The following is a 21122-nucleotide window of genomic DNA, read 5'->3' as shown; positions in this document are numbered from 1 at the left end:
GAAAAAAATACCCTATTTTCACAAGGTATTTTCTCCTGTTTTATTTCTTTAAAAATGCGCCTTTTCCGAAGAATTCTATAACTTGCGGCATGACTTGGTAAAGCCGTGTTGCGATATTCATCACGAAAGGTAAGTTGATTTCGCGGCGTCTTGTCCCCATAATTTGCACGGTTTTTCTAGCTACTTTTTCTGGTTTCAAAACTAATTTACCCACTGTTTCTAAGTAGTTCCCTGATTTATCTGCAACCTCGAAAAAGTTCGTTGCAATCGGGCCTGGATTTATCGTCGTTACTTTGATTTTATCGGGAATTAATTCTAAACGCAGCGCATTGGAAAAACCGAGTACAGCATATTTTGTTGCTGAATAGACTGTTGATTTTGGTGTGGCAATTTTGGCTGCTTGAGACGCGATATTGATGATATGACCAGACTTGCGAGCTTGCATTTGTGGTAAGATGAGTTGCGTTAACTGAATCAAACCTAACACATTCGTATCAAACATTTTTTCGATGGTCTCAAACGGGATATCTACTGCATTTTCAAACAAACCAAAACCAGCACAGTTGACTAACACATCTACTTGATATGCCGCATTGATTTCAGCGCTGACTTGTTTTACTTGCTCAAAATCTGTCATATCGAGCGTAAAATAAGTCGCTTCAACTGAAAAATTGGCACTTATTTCTTTTTGTAAAGCGATTAATTTTTCCGTACTTCTTGCTGTAATAATAACGTTTGCGCCAGATGCTGCCACTTGTCTTGTGATTTCTGCACCAAGACCGCTAGAAGCACCAGTAATTAATACCGTTTTATTTTTCAAAAAAGGGTTCATTTCGTCACTCTCCAATTGGGAAAACAGCTAAGTCATACGCTATTTCAGTATTTTCAAAAACAGATTGTGCTTCTATTAATAGTTCTTTACTTGCTTCACGATCGTATCTGGAGCTGATGTGCGTTAATATTAATTTTTTGACGTTGGCTTTTTTCGCAAGACTCGCAGCCTGCAACGTGGTCGAATGCATGTATTCTCCTGCCAGCTTTTCTTTATCGCCTTCAAATGTTGCTTCGTGTACTAACACATCGGCGTTTAGCGCTAATCCAAGTTCACTATCTGTGGCTTTAGTGTCGCCGAAAATACTAATGATTTTCCCTTTTTGCGGCTCATCAATGTAGTCTTTTCCGTTAATGACACGTCCGTCAGCTAATGTGACTGTTTCACCATTTTTCAGATGTTGGAAAATAGGGCCTGCTTCGACACCCGCTGCTATTAATTTTTTCGCATCAAGCGCACCCGGTTTATCTTTCTCAATAATTCGGTAACCAAAGCTACGTAATCCGTGATCCAATTCGTCCGCGGTAATCGAAAACATCTTATCTTCAAAAATCAAACCAGGTTCAATCTCGTTAAAGATAATTTTGTATGTTAGTCTAGTCCCACTTAGTCGTAAAGAAGTTTCAACGTATTCTTCTATTCCAGCTGGACCATAAATAGTTAGGTCGGATTCCCCTCCTTGGAAAGAACGGCTACTTAATAAGCCAGGCAGTCCAAAAATATGGTCACCATGCAAGTGGGTAATAAATATTTTTTCTAGCTTACTTAGTTTAATTTGACTGCGCATGATTTGGTGTTGTGTTGCTTCTCCGCAATCAAATAGCCAAATTGTATTTCGTTCGTTTAACATTGAAAGTGCGATGGATGTGACATTACGGCCTCGTGACGGTACGCCTGCTCCAGTTCCTAAAAAAACAAGTTCCATATATTGTTCCATTCCTTTCCCAGTTCGTGTCTTATTTTATCACATTCTTAAACGAACAGGAAATAAACATTTTCCCAATAAAAACGCTTATAATTCAGAAATAACTGTCAAATTAAAAAAATATTCGAACCAAACAGTTGCACAAATGCCTCATTATGGATAAAATAGTATGGACTAATGAGGAAAATTAATAGCTCATTTAATAAGGCCTTTTTTTGTGGGGTTCTTTTCAAACTAAGAAAACTTTTTCTTAGCAGTTAATTTTTTGCCATTAAGAGAATAAGAAAGAGGGTAAATGACGTATGACAGATGAGTTAGAACAAAAAGCACTGATTACTATTTTTGGCGGTACGGGAGATTTGGCAAATCGCAAACTTTACCCTTCGCTATATCATTTGTACAGTAAGGGATCTCTTGGCGACAATTTTGCTGTTATTGGTACAGCACGTCGTGAATGGAGTAATGATTTCTTCCGTGATAAAGTAAAAGAGTCTATCAAAGACATTGACGGTTCCGAAAAAGACGCGGATGCATTTGCTTCTCATTTCTACTATCAATCTCATGATGTGACGAATAAAGAATCTTATGTAACGCTAAAAGATTTGTCTGATGAACTCGATGCAAAATATGACTTAGGTGGTAATCGTCTATTCTACCTTGCTATGGCGCCGAATTTCTTTGGAACTATCGCAAGTCGTATTAAATCAGAAGGCTTTGTGGACACGGATGGTTTTCATCGTTTAATTATCGAGAAGCCATTTGGCCATGATTTAGCTAGTGCGGAGGAATTAAACGATTCGCTTCGTCAAGCATTTAAAGAAGATGAAATTTATCGTATTGACCATTATTTAGGAAAAGAAATGATCCAAAATATCTCGGTTATTCGATTTGCAAATTCGATCATTGAATCGCTTTGGAACAACCGTTATATCGATAATATCCAAGTTACTTTAACAGAAGTGCTTGGTGTGGAAGATCGTGGACGCTATTACGATGAAAGTGGCGCACTTCGCGACATGGTACAAAACCATATCTTACAAATCGTTTCTTTACTTGCAATGGAGCCACCGATTAATTTATCAACTCGCGAGATTCGTCATGAAAAAGTTCGCGCGCTTCGTTCTTTACGTGTTTTTGAAGGAAAAGAAGTACATCAAAGCTTTATCCGTGGTCAGTATGGTCCCGGTGAAGTAGATGGCAAAGAACTAAAAGGCTACCGTCAAGAAGATAATGTCGACCCTCATTCCAATACAGAAACTTTTGTTGCAGCAAAACTGGAAATCGATAATTTCCGCTGGGCTGGCGTTCCATTTTACATTCGTACTGGTAAACGTCTTGCGAAGAAAACAACGCAAATTGCGATTCAGTTTAAAGATGTACCACTAAACTTATTTGGCCAACAACAATCGCTTGGTGGCAATGTGCTTGTTATTCATATCCAACCTGACGAAGGTATTACGCTTCATTTGAACGTAAAAGAACCTGGTCAAGGAATGGTGACAATGCCAGTCAACTTAAATTATATTCATTCTTCACCAGATGGCATGAATACGCCTGAAGCATATGAAAAATTAATTCTCGACTGTCTGCGCGGCGATGCAACTTACTTCTCTCACTGGGATGAAGTTTCGCTATCATGGAACTTTATCGACCATGTAGCAGATGTTTGGACAAATACAAAAGATCATTTCCCGAACTACAAATCCGGTTCAATGGGTCCAAAAGAAGCAGACGACCTTATTCAACGTGACGGATTCCAGTGGTTCCCAATCGATTAATCAAAAAACCAGAAATATGGCTAATCTAGCCTGTTTCTGGTTTTCTTTGTTTACTTGCAAAAGCTACTAGGCATGTTAGAATAGAGAGGAAAACTAACTAGTTAAAGGAGCTCATATAATGGCTGAAAATATTGATGACTATCTAGAAAAAGGCATGTATGGGGCAAAAGAAATTAATCCCGCTGAGAAGAAAAAATATTTAGGAACTTACCGTGAACGTGTCTTAGTCGCGCTCACAAAAGAAGAAGTTTTAACCCAAGAATATCTTCCAGAACTAGAGAAAGCAATCCTAGAAAATAGTGACTCCAAACTTCTGTTAAACGGATTACTGCATTACAATTCTTTACGCCCTTATATTAAACTTGCAGAAAAATGTAAACATGAATTTTCAATTGTTACTCGTTTGGAAGGTGAAACAGATATTTATCTTGTCCTTGCCTGTCAAAAAGCGGTAAACAAAGAAGATATTCATTTATATAAAGAAGAACAGGTAGAAAAACAAGAAGAACCTGTCTCTTTACTGAAGAAGGTTCGCAAATTGTTTAATTAAGTTTCCCGCCCAACATCGAGGAGGTCGATTTATGTTACATCTTATCACGGTATCACTCGCTATTTTAATGGCGTTACAAACGATTTATTTTTTCATTCGTAAAAACGTCAATATGGGGGTTATGTTTTTACTCATAACTGCTGCCCTTCTACTGCTTAGTACGATTTAATGGAATGTTTGTCTCGACAGCTTGCTTTAACACTTGCTGCATGACACCAATCCCTGTTGCACCTTCAAGAGGAAAACAAAAAGATTGTTTATTGTCTGTAATACTCGCGAGTAGCCCTCTGAACTTTTTACCGCCTAACATCGGGATTTGTTCAGTAGGGTTTATTTGTAATTTTTGCCACTGCGCTTTTAGTTCCTCGAGCTGAATGGTGTCCGCCCCTGTTCCTTTCATCGTGAAGCGAATATCATATGTTGTTGGAACGATATCATCTGGTCGTAAAAAACCGTATTTAGGCGATAAAATTAAGTATTCTTTCGCAAATTGCACTGCGTAGGCTTTACTTAAACGGTGAAATGTTCCGGTGTATACTTCACTTGCTTTTACTGGGCCGATATCCGGCAATTTGTCCCATATTTTCGGTTTTCCTGATGCAATAATAATCAGGTTTGTTTTATTGGATATTCCCACATCATCACTCTTCCTTGTCTCTCTTCGGTATCTTTTTCCTCGATATGTACAAAATGATTATGTTTTAGTACTTGGATGGATGCACCATTTTGCTCGTAGCTTCTGGCAAAAATACGGTTTATTTCAGGCTGGTCTTCTAGCCAAGTGATCATTCCTATTAGCGCTTCGGACATATAGCCTTTATTTTGGTAGTCTGGCACAATACTATAGCCGATTTCTATTTCGCCAGTTTCGTCGGGATTCCCTTGTCCACCAATTTCGCCGATAATCTTATTTTCTTGTTTTAAAACGACTAGGCGTGTCCATTTAATCATTCTATCGTCTTTTTTTACATTTTCTAACACATAGGGTAAATAAAAAAAGAAATCAATTCCAGGCCAATCAGGCGACACGTGGTAGCCACTTGCTTTTTCTAAAGCTTCTGTCCCATTGATTGTTGCTTGAATCATTTCTAGTGTGTAGTTAATTAAAATTAAGCGATCTGTTTCTAAATTATCCACAACTAAAACCCGGCTTTCCTACGAATTTATTACTTTCAATTTAGCAGAATTGGGTAGAGAAACGCAACTAATCTGTGATTTTTTATCCAAATTATTATTTAAATGGTGGAAAACTATAAAAATAAAACTATTCTGACTATATACTTGACCTTTCAATTTTGAATGCGCTTCCATGTTAGTTATAGTCCAAATATAAGACCAGGTACTAATTTCAGTTAAAAGTGCAAGTTGCTTGAATTGTGCAAACTGACGGAAAACTTTCAAAATAACAATTGACAATCGCATGGCAACCGTATATATTAAATACTAACATAACATTTCTTGATATTAATTTTTTCAAAAATGTGCGACTAATCGAAAAATAAAACCATTTAACGAAGGGGATAATGACTTATGAAAACGACTAAATCAGTCATTACAATTTTATTACTCTAGAAGGACTTTGAGCACTGTAGAAATTTACAGTAGTTTGAGTCCTGTTTACGTTAAATGGGATTCTGGCAAAGCATCCCATTGTTTTCATCATTGGGGTGCTTTTTATTTAGCCGGATTTCGGATTTTCAAGCATTAAAAAGCGATTATCAAGCAAGCAGAACTTAATCATATATATTAATGCCACGCTATTTAGTGAATTCTAAAAATTCAGTGTCGGCAAACAATTCTTAATTAGAAATGGGGTAAAGTCATATGCGTAGTGACAAAATAAAAAAAGGTGTCGAACAAGCTCCAGCAAGAAGTTTGCTGCATGCTACAGGTCAAATTAAAAGTCCAGGTGATATGGACAAACCATTTATCGCTATTTGTAACTCTTACATTGATATTGTTCCTGGTCATGTGCATTTGCGAGAACTTGCGGATGTAGCTAAAGAAGCAATTAGAGAGGCTGGCGGTATCCCATTTGAATTTAATACGATTGGTGTAGATGATGGCATTGCGATGGGACATATCGGTATGCGTTATTCCCTTCCCTCTCGTGAAGTGATCGCGGATGCAGCGGAAACGGTAATCAATGCGCACTGGTTTGACGGAGTTTTCTACATCCCAAACTGTGACAAAATTACGCCGGGCATGCTCCTCGCTTCGGTTCGTACAAACGTCCCCGCTATCTTCTGTTCTGGTGGTCCAATGAAAGCTGGATTGTCAGCTCACGGAAAAGCACTCACTCTTTCTTCTGTTTTTGAAGCGGTTGGCGCATTCAAAGATGGCAGCATGTCGCAGGAAGATTTCCTTGATATGGAAGCCAATGCGTGTCCAACTTGTGGATCTTGTGCTGGTATGTTTACAGCGAATTCAATGAACTGCTTAATGGAAATACTCGGTATGGCTGTTCCGGGAAATGGTACCACACTTGCTGTTTCTGACGCGCGCCGTGACCTTATTAGAGAATCTGCGTTTCATTTGATGGATTTAGTTAAAAAAGATATTCGTCCTCGTGACATTATTACAAAAGATGCGATTGATGATGCTTTCGCGCTAGATATGGCAATGGGTGGTTCGACAAATACCGTACTACATACACTCGCACTTGCAAACGAAGCTGGTATTGAAGATTACGATTTGGAACGTATCAATGATATCGCCAAACGTGTTCCCTACCTTTCCAAAATTGCACCATCCTCTTCTTACTCGATGCATGACGTTCATGAAGCTGGCGGCGTTTCTGCCATCGTTAAAGAACTTGTTGACCTTGGTGGCGCCATTCATCCAGACCGTATCACCGTTACCGGAAAAACGATTCGCGAAAATGTAGCTGATGCAAAAATTAATAATACCGATGTTATTCATCCAAAAGAAAATCCATACAGCCCAGTTGGCGGACTTTCGATGTTATTCGGAAATATCGCACCAAAAGGAGCAGCTATCAAAGTTGGCGGCGTAGATCCTTCCGTACAAGTTTTCAAAGGAGAAGCGATTTGCTTTAGTTCTCATGATGAGGCTGTTGAGGCAATTGATAATCATACGGTTCGCGAGGGACATGTGGTTGTTATCCGCTACGAAGGTCCAAAAGGCGGCCCGGGAATGCCAGAAATGCTTGCACCAACTTCCAGTATTGTTGGACGTGGTTTAGGAAAAGATGTTGCCTTGATTACAGATGGCCGTTTTTCCGGAGCTACTCGCGGTATCGCAGTTGGGCATATTTCTCCCGAAGCTGCGGCTGGTGGTCCAATCGCACTCGTTCATGACGGCGATATCATCACGATTGATTTGCCAAACCGGACGCTGAATGTGGATGTTCCTGATGAGGTTTTGGAAGAACGAAGAAAAGAATTACCGAAATTTAAAGCTAAAGTAAAAACTGGTTACCTTGCACGATACACTGCGCTAGTAACGAGCGCCCACACTGGTGGTATTTTGCAAATTCCAGAAGATTTAATCGACTAAAAAATGAGGTGATAAGCGTGATTGATACGACGAAGACAAATGAAAAAGCGACAAAAAAGCAAAGTAAAAGTGGAGCAGAACTTTTAATTGACGCCTTGAAAAAACAACAAGTCGACATGATTTTTGGTTATCCGGGTGGCGCGGTTCTTCCTCTCTATGATGCCTTTTATGACTGTGATATTCCGCATATTCTAACACGGCATGAGCAAGGAGCGATTCATGCGGCGGAAGGTTATGCTCGTGTTACCGGGAAACCTGGTGTCGTTGTTGTAACTAGTGGACCTGGTGCAACCAACGTACTAACTGGTATCGCGGATGCAATGAGTGACTCGATTCCATTAGTCATTTTTACCGGACAAGTTCATACGCCTGGCATTGGAAAAGATGCTTTCCAAGAAGCGGATATGATTGGACTAACAATCCCCATTACGAAATACAATTACCAAGTGCGCGATGTTCGTGACTTACCAAAAATCGTCAATGAAGCTTTCCATATCGCAAGTACTGGTCGTAAAGGTCCTGTTGTCGTTGATATTCCAAAAGACATGGGGATTATCCAAACAGAGTCTGTCCGACCAGATACGATTGATTTGCCGGGTTATCAACCGACTTATTCACCAAACCCACTTCAACTTGAAAAACTAATGCAATCTCTTTCCGCCGCAAGTAAGCCACTAATACTTGCCGGAGCTGGCGTCAATCATGCCAGAGCTACAGCTGAATTACTAGAATTCGCTGAACGCTATCAAATTCCTATCGTGAATACACTGCTTGGTCTGGGAAGTTTCCCGCAAAGCCATGATTTATTCCTTGGTATGGGTGGTATGCACGGTTCTTATGCGGCCAATATGGCGCTAACGGATTGCGACTTGCTGATTAATTTTGGCTCCAGATTCGACGACCGGCTTGCAAGCGCGCCGAAAGAATTTGCCACGAAAGCAACCATTGCTCATATCGATATTGATCCTGCTGAAATCGGCAAAATTATCGAAACGCAAATTCCGATTGTGGCGGATATCAACGAAACACTCACTCAACTTTTACAAATGGAACTTCCGGTTCATCCAGATACATCTCATTGGTATAAATTAAATATGACTCGTAAAAACCGTCATCCTTTTAATTTTGATAGAACGAAAAAAGTGGAAATTAAACCACAGCGTGTCATTGAACTGATTGGTGAGATTACGCAAGGTGAAGCGCTTGTTTCTACCGATGTTGGCCAGCATCAAATGTGGGCGGCACAGTTTTATCCATTCCAATTTGATCATCAAATTATTACGAGTGGCGGCCTTGGCACAATGGGCTTTGGCTTCCCGGCAGCAGTTGGTGCACAGCTGGCTTTCCCGGATAAAACGGTAGTCGCGATTGTTGGCGATGGCGGTTTCCAAATGACTAACCAAGAACTCGCGATTTTAAACGATTATCAAATCAATGTAAAAACGGTCATTATCAATAATGGTTCGCTCGGGATGGTTCGTCAGTGGCAAGAAAAATTCCACGGTGAAAGATACTCCCATTCGATTTTCACGAGTCAACCAGATTTTGTCAAATTATCTGAGGCTTATGGCGTCAAAGGGGTTCGCCTGACGAATCCTGAAACGCTGGAAAAAGATTTAAGAAAAGCGTTCGCTCACCCTGGACCAATTGTCATTGACGTTCATGTTGCCAAAGATGAACTCGTACTTCCAATGGTTCCAAGCGGCAAACCAAATCACCAAATGGAAGGAGTGGAATAAATGCGCCGAATCATTACCGCTACAGTAAACAACTCTTCTGGCGTATTAAATCGTATCACTGGGGTTATCTCCAGACGCCAATACAATATCGATAGCATCTCTGTCGGCTGGACCGAAATCCCAAATGTTTCCCGGATTACCATCGTCGTCCATGTCGATTCCTTATACGAAATCGAACAAGTAACAAAACAGCTCAACAAACAAATTGACGTGCTCAAAGTGAGCGATATTACTGACGATGCGCATATCGAACGCGAACTAGCTTTGCTTAAAATCAACTCCCCCGCCGCCTTACGATCTGAGTTAAACGCAGTCATCGAACCATTTCGCGCAACCGTCATTGATGTCGGCACGAAAAATGTCGTCATTCAAGTAACTGGCACAAGCGAAAAAATTGATGCTTTCGTTGACACAGTTCGCCCATACGGCATTAAACAGATGGCTAGAACCGGCGTAACCGGCTTTACAAGAAGCCCTAAAAAAATGGGTTAAAATCATTTACTACAGAGCAGTCTCTTGCTTTGCTAGCATCAGAACAGCACATCGCTATTCTGAAATATAAAAAGAATTTAGTTGGAGGTTAGGAAAAATGACAAAAGTTTATTATGAAGATGCAGTAAAAAACAACGCACTAGAAGGTAAAACAGTAGCAGTAATCGGGTATGGTTCGCAAGGTCATGCGCATTCTCAAAATCTACGTGACAATGGCAATAACGTTATTATCGGCATTCGCGAAGGAAAATCTGCCGAATCTGCTAGAAACGATGGCTTTGATGTTTATTCTGTTAGCGAAGCCGCTGAAAAAGCAGACGTTATCATGATTCTTTTGCCAGATGAAACGCAAGGTGAAACATACGAAAACGAAATTAAACCTAACCTAAAAGCTGGCAATGCACTTGTTTTCGCACATGGTTTTAACATTCATTTTGACGTAATTAATCCTCCAAGCGATGTAGATGTTTTCCTAGTAGCTCCAAAAGGGCCAGGTCATTTAGTTCGCCGTACATTTGTTGAAGGTGGCGCGGTTCCGTCCCTATTCGCAATCTACCAAGATGCAACTGGAAACGCACGTGATACAGCCCTTTCTTACGCAAAAGGTATTGGCGCAACTCGAGCTGGCGTTATCGAAACTACTTTCAAAGAAGAAACAGAAACAGATCTATTCGGCGAACAAGCAGTTCTTTGTGGGGGCGCGACTCACCTTATCCAAGCTGGGTTTGAAACACTTGTAGAAGCTGGCTACCAACCAGAACTCGCTTATTTTGAAGTACTACACGAAATGAAACTGATTGTTGATTTGATGTATGAAGGCGGCATGGAAAAAATGCGCCACTCCATCTCCAACACAGCTGAATATGGCGACTATGTATCCGGCCCTCGTGTTGTTACAGCCGATACGAAAAAAGCAATGAAAGAAGTACTTACCGACATTCAAAATGGTAACTTTGCTAAATCTTTCATCAATGACAACAAAAACGGCTTTAAAGAGTTCCATAGAATGCGCAAAGAACAACAAGGTCATCAAATCGAAAAAGTTGGTGCTGAACTTCGCGAAATGATGCCATTTGTCAAACCGCAACATTAATACTTAATTCGGATTGCTAGGCGAGTTTTTCGCCTAGCAACCGTTTATCCTTTTTCAATATGAGTTGAAGGTAGAACGCGTTTCTTTCTTAAACTGATACTGAAAGCAGGAAAAATCCAAGCTTCCCTATCTAATATAAAACAAGAGGTGAAATCGAATGAAGAAAATCCAGTTTTTTGATACTACACTTAGAGATGGCGAACAAACACCTGGAGTTAATTTTGACGTAAAGGAGAAAATCCAGATTGCCTTACAACTCGAAAAACTTGGAATTGATGTGATTGAAGCCGGCTTTCCGATTTCTTCTCCTGGAGATTTTGAATGCGTCAAGGCGATTGCAAAAGCGATTAAACATTGTTCTGTAACAGGGCTAGCGCGCTGTGTTGAAGGAGATATCGACCGCGCGGAAGAAGCGCTTAAAGACGCTGTTTCTCCGCAAATACATATCTTCTTAGCAACGAGCGATGTGCATATGGAATACAAATTAAAAATGAGTCGGGCGGAAGTTCTTGCTTCCATTAAACACCACATTAGTTATGCAAGACAAAAATTCGAAGTAGTACAGTTTTCACCAGAAGATGCAACTCGGTCAGATCGTGCTTTTCTAATTGAAGCCGTTCAAACAGCAATTGATGCCGGAGCAACTGTCATTAACATTCCGGACACGGTCGGATATACTAATCCAACCGAATTCGGACAGCTATTCCAAGATTTGCGTAGGGAAATTAAACAATTTGATGAGATTACTTTCGCTTCCCATTGTCATGATGACCTTGGTATGGCGACTGCAAATGCACTTGCTGCAATCGAAAATGGTGCAAGACGCGTCGAAGGTACAATTAACGGGATTGGCGAACGTGCTGGGAATACGGCTCTTGAAGAAGTTGCTGTCGCGCTTCATATTCGCAAAGATTTTTATCAAGCAGAAACAAATATCGTTTTGAACCAATTTAAAAATTCTAGTGATCTGATTAGTCGTTTGTCGGGTATGCCTGTTCCCCGCAACAAAGCAGTTATCGGTGGTAATGCTTACGCGCACGAATCCGGTATTCATCAAGATGGCGTACTAAAAAATCCAGACACGTATGAAATCATCACCCCTGCCCTAGTTGGCGTAGATAAAAACTCGCTTCCTCTTGGTAAACTTTCTGGAAAACATGCCTTCAATACGCGCATGGAAGAAATGGGTTACACACTAACCGAACAAGAACAAAAAGATGCCTTTAAACGTTTCAAACAACTAGCAGATGCGAAAAAAGAAGTAACTGAAGAAGACTTGCACGCGTTAATTCTCGGCCAATCTTCCGAGTCAGCCGATGATTTCGAACTAAAACATTTGCAAGTTCAATATGTTACTGGCGGCGTCCAAGGTGCGATTGTTCGCATTGAAGAACGTGATGGCGCTCTAGTAGAAGACGCAGCAACTGGTTCTGGTAGCATTGAAGCGATTTACAACACAATTAATCGCCTAATGAAACAAGACATCGAATTAACCGATTATCGTATCCAAGCAATTACAGCCGGCCAAGATGCCCAAGCAGAAGTCCATGTCGTCATTAAAAATGACAAAGGCGCTGAGTTCCATGGTATCGGTATTGATTTTGACGTTTTAACAGCTAGTGCTAAAGCTTATTTGCAAGCATCAGGCAAAAGCAAAACCGCCAGCAAGCAAGCTGATTTCGAGGAGGTAAAGTAACGTGACCTATAAAATTACTTCCCTAGCTGGCGACGGAATTGGTCCAGAAATTATGACTTCTGGACTTCAAGTCTTAGAAGCAGTCGCAAAAAAATACAACCATACGTTTGAAATTGACTCCCAACCATTTGGCGGAGCGGGCATTGACGCAACTCAAGATCCAATCCCCCCTTCCACTTTAAAATCGTGCCAAGATGCCGACGCGATTTTACTTGGAGCCATTGGTGGTCCTAAATGGGATAACGCACCGAAACGACCCGAAGATGGCTTACTTGCACTACGAAAAGCACTAGGTCTTTTCGCCAACATTCGCCCTATTCAAGTCCCAAGTTCCATCACGCACCTTTCTCCTTTAAAAAAGGAAATTGTCGAGAACACTGATTTTGTCGTTGTTCGTGAGTTGACAGGCGGACTTTACTTCGGGGAACCGAAACATTGGGACGATGCGGCAGCTGTGGATACTCTAACGTATACACGTGCAGAAATCGAGCGAATTATCGAGAAAGCTTTCGAAATAGCTGCGACGAGAAATAAAAAAGTTACTTCTGTGGATAAAGCGAATGTGCTAGCTTCTAGTAAACTATGGCGTAAAATTGCCGAAGAAGTCGCGAGTCGCCATCCAGATATCACATTAGAACATTTATATGTCGATGCTGCCGCAATGCTTATGATTCAGCGACCAACGACCTTTGATGTTATCGTGACAGAAAATTTGTTTGGCGACATTTTAAGCGATGAAGCGTCGGTTATTACTGGCTCACTTGGAATGCTCCCATCTGCTAGCCACGCGGAAAATGGACCATCTTTATATGAGCCTATTCACGGATCCGCACCAGATATTGCGAATCAAAATATCGCGAATCCAATGTCAATGATTTCTTCGGTGTCGATGATGCTACGCCAATCTTTCTCTCTTTTTAAAGAAGCAGATACGATTGATGCAGCAACAGCAAGAACGATGCAAGCCGGATTTTTAACTGCTGACCTTGGAGGCAATACTTCCACAACAGACTTTACAAATGAAGTTCTAAAACAAATTGAAGGAGGAGAATAAAATGGGGAAAACACTTTTTGATAAACTTTGGAACCGTCATGTCATTTATGGCAAAGAAGGTGAACCGCAATTATTATACGTTGATCTTCATTTGATTCATGAAGTTACTTCTCCTCAAGCGTTTGAAGGACTAAGAATGGAAAATCGACCACTGCGCAGACCAGATAAAACGTTTGCGACAATGGATCATAACGTTCCAACCGAAGATATTTTCAACATTCAAGATCTTGTTGCTAAAAAGCAGATCGAAGCACTGCAAACCAATTGCGAGGAATTCGGCGTAACGCTAGCTGATATGGGTAGTGATCGCCAAGGAATCGTGCATATGGTTGGACCAGAAACCGGACTAACACAACCTGGTAAAGTGATTGTTTGTGGGGATTCTCATACGGCAACACACGGCGCTTTCGGGGCGATTGGCTTTGGGATTGGTTCTAGTGAAGTAGAGCATGTTTTTGCGACTCAAACCATTTGGCAACAAAAACCAAAATCAATGGGCATAGAGATTAACGGCAAACTTCCAAAAGGTGTCTATGCGAAAGATATTATTTTGCATTTGATTGCCACGTATGGTGTTGCTTTTGGAACTGGTTATGCCGTCGAGTATTATGGTGAAACTATTCGAAATATGTCAATGGAAGAACGGATGACAATTTGCAATATGGCGATTGAAGGCGGAGCAAAAATGGGCATGATGGCGCCAGATGAAACTACTTTTGAATATGTGCGCGGTCGTGAATATGCTCCCGCTGATATGGATAAAGCAATTAGCGACTGGAAAACGCTTCAAACTGACCCAGATGCAGAATACGACCTTCATATCCAAATGGATGCGAGTATTTTGGAACCATATGTCACTTGGGGAACGAATCCAGAAATGGGTGTTCCTTTTTCGAAAGCATTTCCAGAAATTAAAGATATGAACTATGAGCGCGCCTATGAATATATGGGGCTAAAACCTGGACAAACGGCGGAACAAATCGAGCTTGGCTATGTGTTTATTGGTTCTTGTACGAATGCCAGACTTTCTGATTTAGAAGAAGCAGCTCGTATCGTCAAAGGAAACAAAGTGAAAAATAATATTCGCGCCCTCGTTGTCCCTGGTTCTCGCCAAGTGCGTAATGCGGCAGAATCCATCGGACTAGATAAAATTTTTATAGAAGCTGGTTTTGAATGGCGTGAACCTGGTTGTTCGATGTGTCTAGGGATGAACCCCGATCAAGTACCGGATGGTGTTCACTGCGCATCAACTTCGAATCGCAACTTTGAAGGACGGCAAGGTAAAGGCGCTCGTACGCATCTCGTTTCACCAGCAATGGCTGCGGCCGCGGCAATCAACGGACACTTTATCGATATTCGAAAGGAGGCGGTTATCAGTGGAGGAAATTAAAGTACACATTGGAAAAACAGTTGCGCTAATGAACGACAATATTGATACCGACCAAATCATTCCCAAAAGTTTCTTAAAACGCATCGAACGTACTGGTTTTGGTGAATTTCTCTTTGATAGTTGGCGTTACCTTCCGAACCGTAAACCGAATCCAGATTTCCCGCTCAATGCTCCGGACCGCCAAGAAGCAACTATTTTGATTACTGGAGATAACTTTGGTTGTGGTTCTTCTCGGGAACATGCCGCCTGGGCGCTACTCGATTACCGTTTTCGTGTGATTATCGCTGGAAGTTATAGTGATATTTTTTATATGAACTGTACGAAAAATGGCGTGCTTCCAATTGTTCTTCCTCGCGAGGCTCGTGAGAAATTAGCGCAAATTTCAGCCGATGAAAAAGTGACGATTGACTTGCCAAACCAGCAAGTTATCAGTTCAGTTGGCACCTACCCTTTTGAGATTGATGCTACGTGGAAAAATAAATTTATTAATGGACTAGATGATATCGCCATTACATTCGAACATATTGATGCGATTAAAGCCTATGAACAAAAAGTGGATTCAATATAAGAAAAGGTAGTGAGGATGATGGAATTAGTTGACTTATTAGTAACAGAAGAAGATGTCGAAAAGGCCTATGATGTATTAAAACCGGTCGTCAAACATACACCACTCGAGTATGATTTTTATCTTTCAGAAAAATATCATTGCAATGTCTATCTGAAACGCGAAGATTTGCAAAGAGTGCGGTCTTTTAAATTACGCGGTGCTTTTTATGCTATTTCTAGATTATCAGCGGAACAATTAGAAAAAGGCGTCGTCTGTGCAAGTGCTGGAAACCATGCGCAAGGGGTTGCTTATACGTGCAAACGAATAACGGTTCCTGCAACGATTTTCATGCCGACAACGACCCCGCAACAAAAAGTATCGCAAGTGAAATTTTTCGGCGGTAGTAATGTGGAAGTTGTTTTAATTGGCGATACGTTTGATGCATCTGCAACAGCGGCGAAAGAATTTGCGGCAGAACACGGTCAGAATTTTATCCCGCCGTTCGATGATCCTGATATTATCGCTGGGCAAGGCTCTCTCGCTGTGGAGATGGTGAAAGATTTAAATAAAGCACACGAGCAAGCGGATTATGTTTTTGCCGGTATTGGTGGTGGTGGCTTGATTAGCGGCGTGGCAACGTATCTCAAAGCGAAAAGCCCAATTACTAAAATCATTGGGGTCGAACCAGCTGGCGCGCCTTCGATGACAGAAGCTTTAAGACAAAACCAAGTCGTGACACTGGATAAAATCGATAAATTTGTCGATGGCGCTGCAGTGAAAGAAGTCGGAAGTTTAACGTTTCAACATGCGAAAGTGTTAGTGGATGAAGTGACAACCGTTTCTGAAGGTGCTGTTTGTTCCACGATTTTGGATATGTATACAAAGCAAGCGATTGTCGCTGAACCAGCTGGTGCTCTCTCTGTCGCTGCACTTGAAACCTATCGCGAGGAAATTAAAGATAAGACGGTTGTTTGCATCGTGAGTGGTGGCAATAATGACATTAATCGGATGCAAGAAATTGAAGAGCGCTCTTTACTCCACGAAGGATTAAAGCATTATTTTATCGTTAATTTTTCGCAACGTCCTGGTGCTTTAAAGGAATTTGTTAACGACGTGCTCGGTCCGCATGATGATATTACTAAATTCGAATATACGAAAAAAGTGAATCGTGGTAATGGACCTGTTATTATCGGCGTTCTACTGCAAGATAGGAATGATTATGAAGGTTTGCTCGACCGGGTTGCGGCATTTGATCCTAGCTATATTCCGATTAATGACAATCAAACACTCTACACATTACTTGTTTAAAACGGGTTCTCGCATCGCGCGGGAACTTTTTTATATTACAGTTTCCTCCTCTGTTATAGTAACAGTTTATTTCAGAAATCAGTTTAAAATCTTTTGTTTAAGGATATAAAGTAGTATAATGATTGTATAGAAATTAAACTGTATTATTTGAAAATAACTTTTTATATATAACAATTCAAGGAGTGGCAATGATGGACGCAGTTAGAAAAAATCGATTATTTCAGCATTCTACAATGGCAGCACTTGTTGGTGGACTTTTCAGTGGGACAACGAGTTTCAAAGAATTACTACAACACGGGGACCTTGGCATAGGAACACTTGATCAATTTGATGGTGAGTTAATTATTTTGGACGGTGAAGCTTTTCAAATTCGGTCAGATGGGCAAGCGTATAAAGTAAAACCGGAAGATACGACACCTTATGCGAGCACCACTTTTTTTGATGCCGATACTTCTTTTTCTGTTTCTGAACCGACTTCGAAACAAGCAGTAGAAGAAAAAATTGCGGAATTAGTGCAAGGACCGAATGTTTTTTACGCGGTGAAAATGACCGGAAATTTCCGTTACGTGGATACTCGCGTCGTACCGAAACAACAACGACCTTATCCACCATTAATTGAAGCTGTAAAAGAACAACCAACGTATCATTTTGAATATATTACGGGTACAATTGTTGGTTTTTGGACACCTGCTTACATTAGCGGTATTGGTGTTTCTGGTTACCACGTGCATTTTATTGATGATCTGCGCAAAATTGGTGGCCACGTATTTGATTACGAAATGCTTGAAGGAACAGTAGAAGTCGCACAACAAACAGAATTCGAATTGCAATTACCGCAAACGACCGAATTCTTGAGAAGTGATTTAAGCACACCTGATATGTTAGAACAAATTGAAGCAGCGGAAAATTGATTCATAGAAAAAGCGCCCAAATTAGCTTGGGCGCTTTTTTTATTCTGTAATAATTTTGTGAACAAGCTTTGGTGCAGTTGCTTGGTCAGCGATTTGGATATTTTCATAGATTTTCGCTTTTACGTTTTCTACATTTTTTTGATCGGCGAAAATGGTTACGAGTGACTCGCCTTCTTGGACTGCATCGCCAACTTTTTTACGTAGCATTAAGCCGACTGCTAGGTTAATTTCGTCTTCTTTCGTTGCACGACCGGCACCTAGAATCATTGCCGCAATACCAATTTCATCAGCGACGATTTGGCTTACGAAACCAGATTGTTTAGCTGGTACTTCGATTTGGTATTTTGCTTGCGGAAGTTTTTCTGGGTGATCGACAATGCTTGCGTCGCCACCTTGATTGGAAAGGAATGTTTTGAATTTCTCAAGCGCTGCACCGTTTTCGATTACTTCGATTAGTTTAGCTCGAGCTTCTTCTAGTGTTTCTGCTTGTTTGGCAAGTACGACCATTTGACTGCCGAGTACAAGAACTAATTCCGTTAAGTCTTCTGGACCTTGCCCTTTTAATGTATCGATGGCTTCTTTTACTTCTAAAGCGTTTCCGATTGCTTCGCCGAGTGGTTGGGACATGTCGGAAATGACTGCCATTGTATTTCTGCCAACATTATTTCCGATGCGAACCATTGCATTTGCTAGGTTTTCTGCATCTTCATCGGTTTTCATAAATGCACCAGCACCTGTTTTCACATCGAGTACGATGGCATCTGCGCCGGCTGCAATTTTTTTACTCATGATAGAGCTTGCAATAAGCGGAATTGAGTTGACAGTTCCTGTTACGTCACGAAGCGCGTACATTTTTTTATCCGCTGGCGTAAGGTTACCAGATTGTCCAATAACTGCTACTTTATCGCGATTTACTAAGTTGATGAAATCTTTTTTATCTAGTTCAATGTGGAATCCTTCGATAGATTCTAGCTTATCAATTGTGCCTCCCGTATGACCTAAGCCACGACCAGACATTTTTGCAACTGGTACACCAACTGCTGCTACAAGGGGAGCAAGAACAAGTGTCGTCGTATCGCCAACACCGCCCGTACTATGTTTGTCGACTTTGATTCCTTCGATTGCAGATAGGTCAATCGTATCACCAGAGCCAACCATTGCCATTGTTAAATCCGCGCGTTCTTGATCATTCATATCTTGGAAAAAGATTGCCATGGCTAGAGCACTTGCTTGATAATCTGGAATTTCCCCATTTGTATAGCCATCAATGAAAAACTGAATTTCTTCTGTTGATAAAGCTTTGCCGTCCCTCTTCTTGGAAATAATATCCACCATTCTCATTTCTCTTCACCCTTTCTTTTTGTCCACTTTAGCATTTTATGTACCTTTATTGAGAACGGTTACACTTTTTAAGTAAACCGTTTTACTAAACAAGAACATGTGCTTAACATGCTCACTATATCGTACTCGCTCACTTGTTGTCAATAGTTTTTGTGCTACTACGATTGATTAGAGAAATATCGAGTAAACGGTTCTCTAGTTTCTCGGTTGGATTTTGCAGGTTTTTCAGCAAAAGTTCTGCGGCAATTTCGCCGATACCGTAGATTGGTTGGCGAACTGTTGTAAGTGGCGGGGTCATATATTCGGCCAGTTCAATATCATCAAAGCCGATGACGCTAAGATCATGAGGGATGCGCAGATTTTTTTCTAGCGCTGCCCGATATGTTCCCATCGCCATTAAATCATTGGTTGCAAAAATGGCGCTCAAGTTTTCTCGGAGTAATTTTTGCGTGGCAATATAACCACCATTCATTGTTTGGTCCCCACTAACAATCCAGCCATCTTTTACAGGCAGTTGATAATCTTTCATGCATGCCAAGTAACCTTCGTAGCGCTCATGTACGTTGTAAAATGATGTATCTGAAATAATGATTCCGATGTTCGTATGACCAAGTTCAATTAAATGCTCCGTCGCCATATAGCCGCCTTTGAAATCATCAATCGCGATATTGCCTTCTTGCCTTGGATTCCGCTGACGATCAAGTAAAATATACGGAGAACGCTTCTCTTCCATGCGTTTGATAACACCTGAAAGCAGAATATTAGGGCTGGCGATAATTAAGCCATCGACAGCCCGGTGTAATAATTCTTCTACGTATAAATCTTCTCGTTCTTTATCATTGGAAGAGTTACAGAGCATAATCATGTAACCTTCTTTATTCAAGTAATCTTCCGCCCCTTTAACCATTTGTGAGAAAAATGGATCGGTTACTTCCGGGACAATCATTCCGATGGTGTTCGTATGACTAACAATCATATTTTTGGCGAAAAAGTTTGGTTTGTAAGACATTTCTTTTGCTGTTTTTAGGACTTTTTCACGAGTTAAATCGCTAAATCGTTCCCCTTTACCATTCAAAATTTGAGAAATTGTCGTAATTGAAACGCCTGTCTTTTCTGCTATTTCGCGGATGGTTGCAGCCATTTAAACTCCCCCAGTCGGATTATCTATTCTCCTTATTTTGCCACATTTGAGCATAATAATAAAGGGGTTTCATGCAAAATTAGTAATTATCTGGTTTGGCTGGTTTTTCGCCGGAAACAATTGCAACGCCTGCACTTGCACCAATACGAGTTGCGCCTGCTTCAATCATTTTTTCTACGTCTTCTTTCGTACGAACGCCACCAGATGCTTTTACGCCGATGTTTGGCCCAACTGTTTTACGCATTAAGGCGATATCTTCGGCAGTTGCGCCACCTGTGGAGAATCCAGTAGATGTTTTAACGAAGTCTGTTCCCGCTTTTACAGCGATTTCGCATGCGCGAACTTTTTCTTCATCCGTTAGTAGGCAAGTTTCGATAATTACTTTTACTAAGGCTTTTCCTTTGGCAGCATCGACAACAGCGCGAATATCGCGTTCTACTAATTCGTCGTCCTTGTCTTTAAGTGCACCGATATTGATAACCATATCGACTTCTTTCGCGCCGTTTTGGATGGCATCTTTCACTTCGAATGCTTTCACTTCTGGAGTATTTGCTCCAAGTGGGAAACCGATAACAGTACATACTACGGATTCTGCTCCAGCAAGTTGTTCAGCGGATAGTTTTACCCAAGTCGGGTTCACACATACGGATGCAAAACCGTATTCTCTCGCTTCTTTTGTTAGTGTTAAAATTTGTTCTTTCGTTGTGTCTGGTTTTAAAGCAGTATGATCGATTATTTTAGCAATTGTCATTTTAAAAACTCCTTTAAATTGTATTTGGTTTCATCATATCGCACCATGGAACATT

20 protein-coding genes are annotated in these 21122 nt (G+C 40.9%); 13 read left to right on the top strand and 7 right to left on the bottom strand.

From position 1 onward, the window contains the following. Positions 1 to 40 precede the first annotated feature (40 nt). Together HCB49_RS08740 and rnz are read right to left on the bottom strand one after the other, a co-directional pair. Positions 41 to 832 carry an SDR family NAD(P)-dependent oxidoreductase gene (locus tag HCB49_RS08740; RefSeq protein ID WP_185604705.1) on the bottom strand — a complete coding sequence of 264 codons (792 nt, stop codon included), beginning with the start codon at positions 830 to 832 and terminating at the stop codon, positions 41 to 43. Positions 833 to 836: 4 nt separating this feature from the next. Further along, entirely contained in the window at positions 837 to 1757 is a 921-nt protein-coding gene (rnz, locus tag HCB49_RS08735) for a ribonuclease Z (protein ID WP_185604704.1), read from the bottom strand. A gap of 302 nt (positions 1758 to 2059) precedes the next feature. On the opposite strand from rnz, the gene zwf reads away from it, so the two are divergent. From zwf to HCB49_RS08720, 3 genes are all read left to right on the top strand, one after another. Next, complete coding sequence (zwf, locus tag HCB49_RS08730; RefSeq protein ID WP_185392125.1) at positions 2060 to 3535, top strand: glucose-6-phosphate dehydrogenase; 1476 nt, start codon at positions 2060 to 2062, stop codon at positions 3533 to 3535. Between the two features lie 118 nt (positions 3536 to 3653). Next, positions 3654 to 4085, top strand: coding sequence for a YueI family protein (locus HCB49_RS08725; RefSeq protein ID WP_185604703.1), 432 nt, complete (start codon positions 3654 to 3656; stop codon positions 4083 to 4085). 31 nt (positions 4086 to 4116) lie between these two features. Beyond that, positions 4117 to 4254 carry a hypothetical protein gene (locus tag HCB49_RS08720; protein WP_003763184.1) on the top strand — a complete coding sequence of 46 codons (138 nt, stop codon included), beginning with the start codon at positions 4117 to 4119 and terminating at the stop codon, positions 4252 to 4254. On the opposite strand, the gene HCB49_RS08715 is transcribed toward HCB49_RS08720, so the two are convergent. Next, positions 4234 to 4722, bottom strand: coding sequence for a DUF6884 domain-containing protein (locus tag HCB49_RS08715; RefSeq protein WP_185604701.1), 489 nt, complete (start codon positions 4720 to 4722; stop codon positions 4234 to 4236). The genes HCB49_RS08720 and HCB49_RS08715 overlap by 21 nt on opposite strands. Then, the gene (locus tag HCB49_RS08710; RefSeq protein ID WP_185480932.1) at positions 4695 to 5222 is read right to left on the bottom strand and encodes a GNAT family N-acetyltransferase; all 528 of its coding nucleotides are present in this window, start codon (positions 5220 to 5222) and stop codon (positions 4695 to 4697) included. The genes HCB49_RS08715 and HCB49_RS08710 overlap by 28 nt, the downstream gene beginning before the upstream one ends. 687 nt (positions 5223 to 5909) lie before the next feature. Here HCB49_RS08710 and ilvD point away from each other — a divergent pair. From ilvD to budA, 10 genes are all read left to right on the top strand, one after another. Further along, positions 5910 to 7604: a dihydroxy-acid dehydratase gene (ilvD, locus tag HCB49_RS08705; RefSeq protein ID WP_003728794.1), complete on the top strand. Its 1695-nt coding sequence runs from the start codon at positions 5910 to 5912 to the stop codon at positions 7602 to 7604. 17 nt (positions 7605 to 7621) lie between these two features. Next, entirely contained in the window at positions 7622 to 9343 is a 1722-nt protein-coding gene (ilvB, locus tag HCB49_RS08700) for a biosynthetic-type acetolactate synthase large subunit (protein ID WP_185604700.1), read from the top strand. After that, on the top strand, positions 9344 to 9835 hold the full coding sequence (gene ilvN / locus HCB49_RS08695) for an acetolactate synthase small subunit (protein WP_003723150.1): 492 nt from the start codon (positions 9344 to 9346) through the stop codon (positions 9833 to 9835). Between the two features lie 97 nt (positions 9836 to 9932). Next, positions 9933 to 10928 carry a ketol-acid reductoisomerase gene (ilvC, locus tag HCB49_RS08690; protein ID WP_003723151.1) on the top strand — a complete coding sequence of 332 codons (996 nt, stop codon included), beginning with the start codon at positions 9933 to 9935 and terminating at the stop codon, positions 10926 to 10928. 157 nt (positions 10929 to 11085) lie between these two features. After that, positions 11086 to 12624 carry a 2-isopropylmalate synthase gene (locus tag HCB49_RS08685; RefSeq protein ID WP_070293960.1) on the top strand — a complete coding sequence of 513 codons (1539 nt, stop codon included), beginning with the start codon at positions 11086 to 11088 and terminating at the stop codon, positions 12622 to 12624. Between the two features lies 1 nt (position 12625). After that, on the top strand, positions 12626 to 13678 hold the full coding sequence (gene leuB, locus HCB49_RS08680) for a 3-isopropylmalate dehydrogenase (RefSeq protein ID WP_185604699.1): 1053 nt from the start codon (positions 12626 to 12628) through the stop codon (positions 13676 to 13678). Position 13679: 1 nt separating this feature from the next. After that, the gene (leuC, locus tag HCB49_RS08675; RefSeq protein WP_185604698.1) at positions 13680 to 15068 is read left to right on the top strand and encodes a 3-isopropylmalate dehydratase large subunit; all 1389 of its coding nucleotides are present in this window, start codon (positions 13680 to 13682) and stop codon (positions 15066 to 15068) included. Beyond that, entirely contained in the window at positions 15055 to 15636 is a 582-nt protein-coding gene (leuD, locus tag HCB49_RS08670; RefSeq protein WP_185604697.1) for a 3-isopropylmalate dehydratase small subunit, read from the top strand. Before leuC ends, leuD begins: the two co-directional genes overlap by 14 nt. Before the next feature lie 18 nt (positions 15637 to 15654). Next, complete coding sequence (ilvA, locus tag HCB49_RS08665; RefSeq protein WP_185604820.1) at positions 15655 to 16923, top strand: threonine ammonia-lyase; 1269 nt, start codon at positions 15655 to 15657, stop codon at positions 16921 to 16923. 191 nt (positions 16924 to 17114) lie between these two features. Further along, positions 17115 to 17834, top strand: coding sequence for an acetolactate decarboxylase (gene budA, locus HCB49_RS08660; RefSeq protein ID WP_185604819.1), 720 nt, complete (start codon positions 17115 to 17117; stop codon positions 17832 to 17834). 39 nt (positions 17835 to 17873) lie between these two features. On the opposite strand, the gene HCB49_RS08655 is transcribed toward budA, so the two are convergent. From HCB49_RS08655 to deoC, 3 genes are all read right to left on the bottom strand, one after another. Next, complete coding sequence (locus tag HCB49_RS08655) at positions 17874 to 19175, bottom strand: pyrimidine-nucleoside phosphorylase (RefSeq protein WP_185604696.1); 1302 nt, start codon at positions 19173 to 19175, stop codon at positions 17874 to 17876. A gap of 130 nt (positions 19176 to 19305) precedes the next feature. Beyond that, positions 19306 to 20316: a substrate-binding domain-containing protein gene (locus HCB49_RS08650; RefSeq protein ID WP_185604695.1), complete on the bottom strand. Its 1011-nt coding sequence runs from the start codon at positions 20314 to 20316 to the stop codon at positions 19306 to 19308. 79 nt (positions 20317 to 20395) lie between these two features. Then, entirely contained in the window at positions 20396 to 21067 is a 672-nt protein-coding gene (gene deoC, locus HCB49_RS08645; protein WP_185530194.1) for a deoxyribose-phosphate aldolase, read from the bottom strand. Between the last annotated feature and the right edge of the window lie 55 nt (positions 21068 to 21122).

The sequence above is a fragment of the Listeria cossartiae subsp. cayugensis genome (assembly GCF_014229095.1).
Taxonomy (GTDB): domain Bacteria; phylum Bacillota; class Bacilli; order Lactobacillales; family Listeriaceae; genus Listeria; species Listeria cayugensis.
The sequence above is the reverse complement of the archived record's forward strand: the minus strand, read 5'-3'. Positions and strand labels throughout refer to the sequence as shown.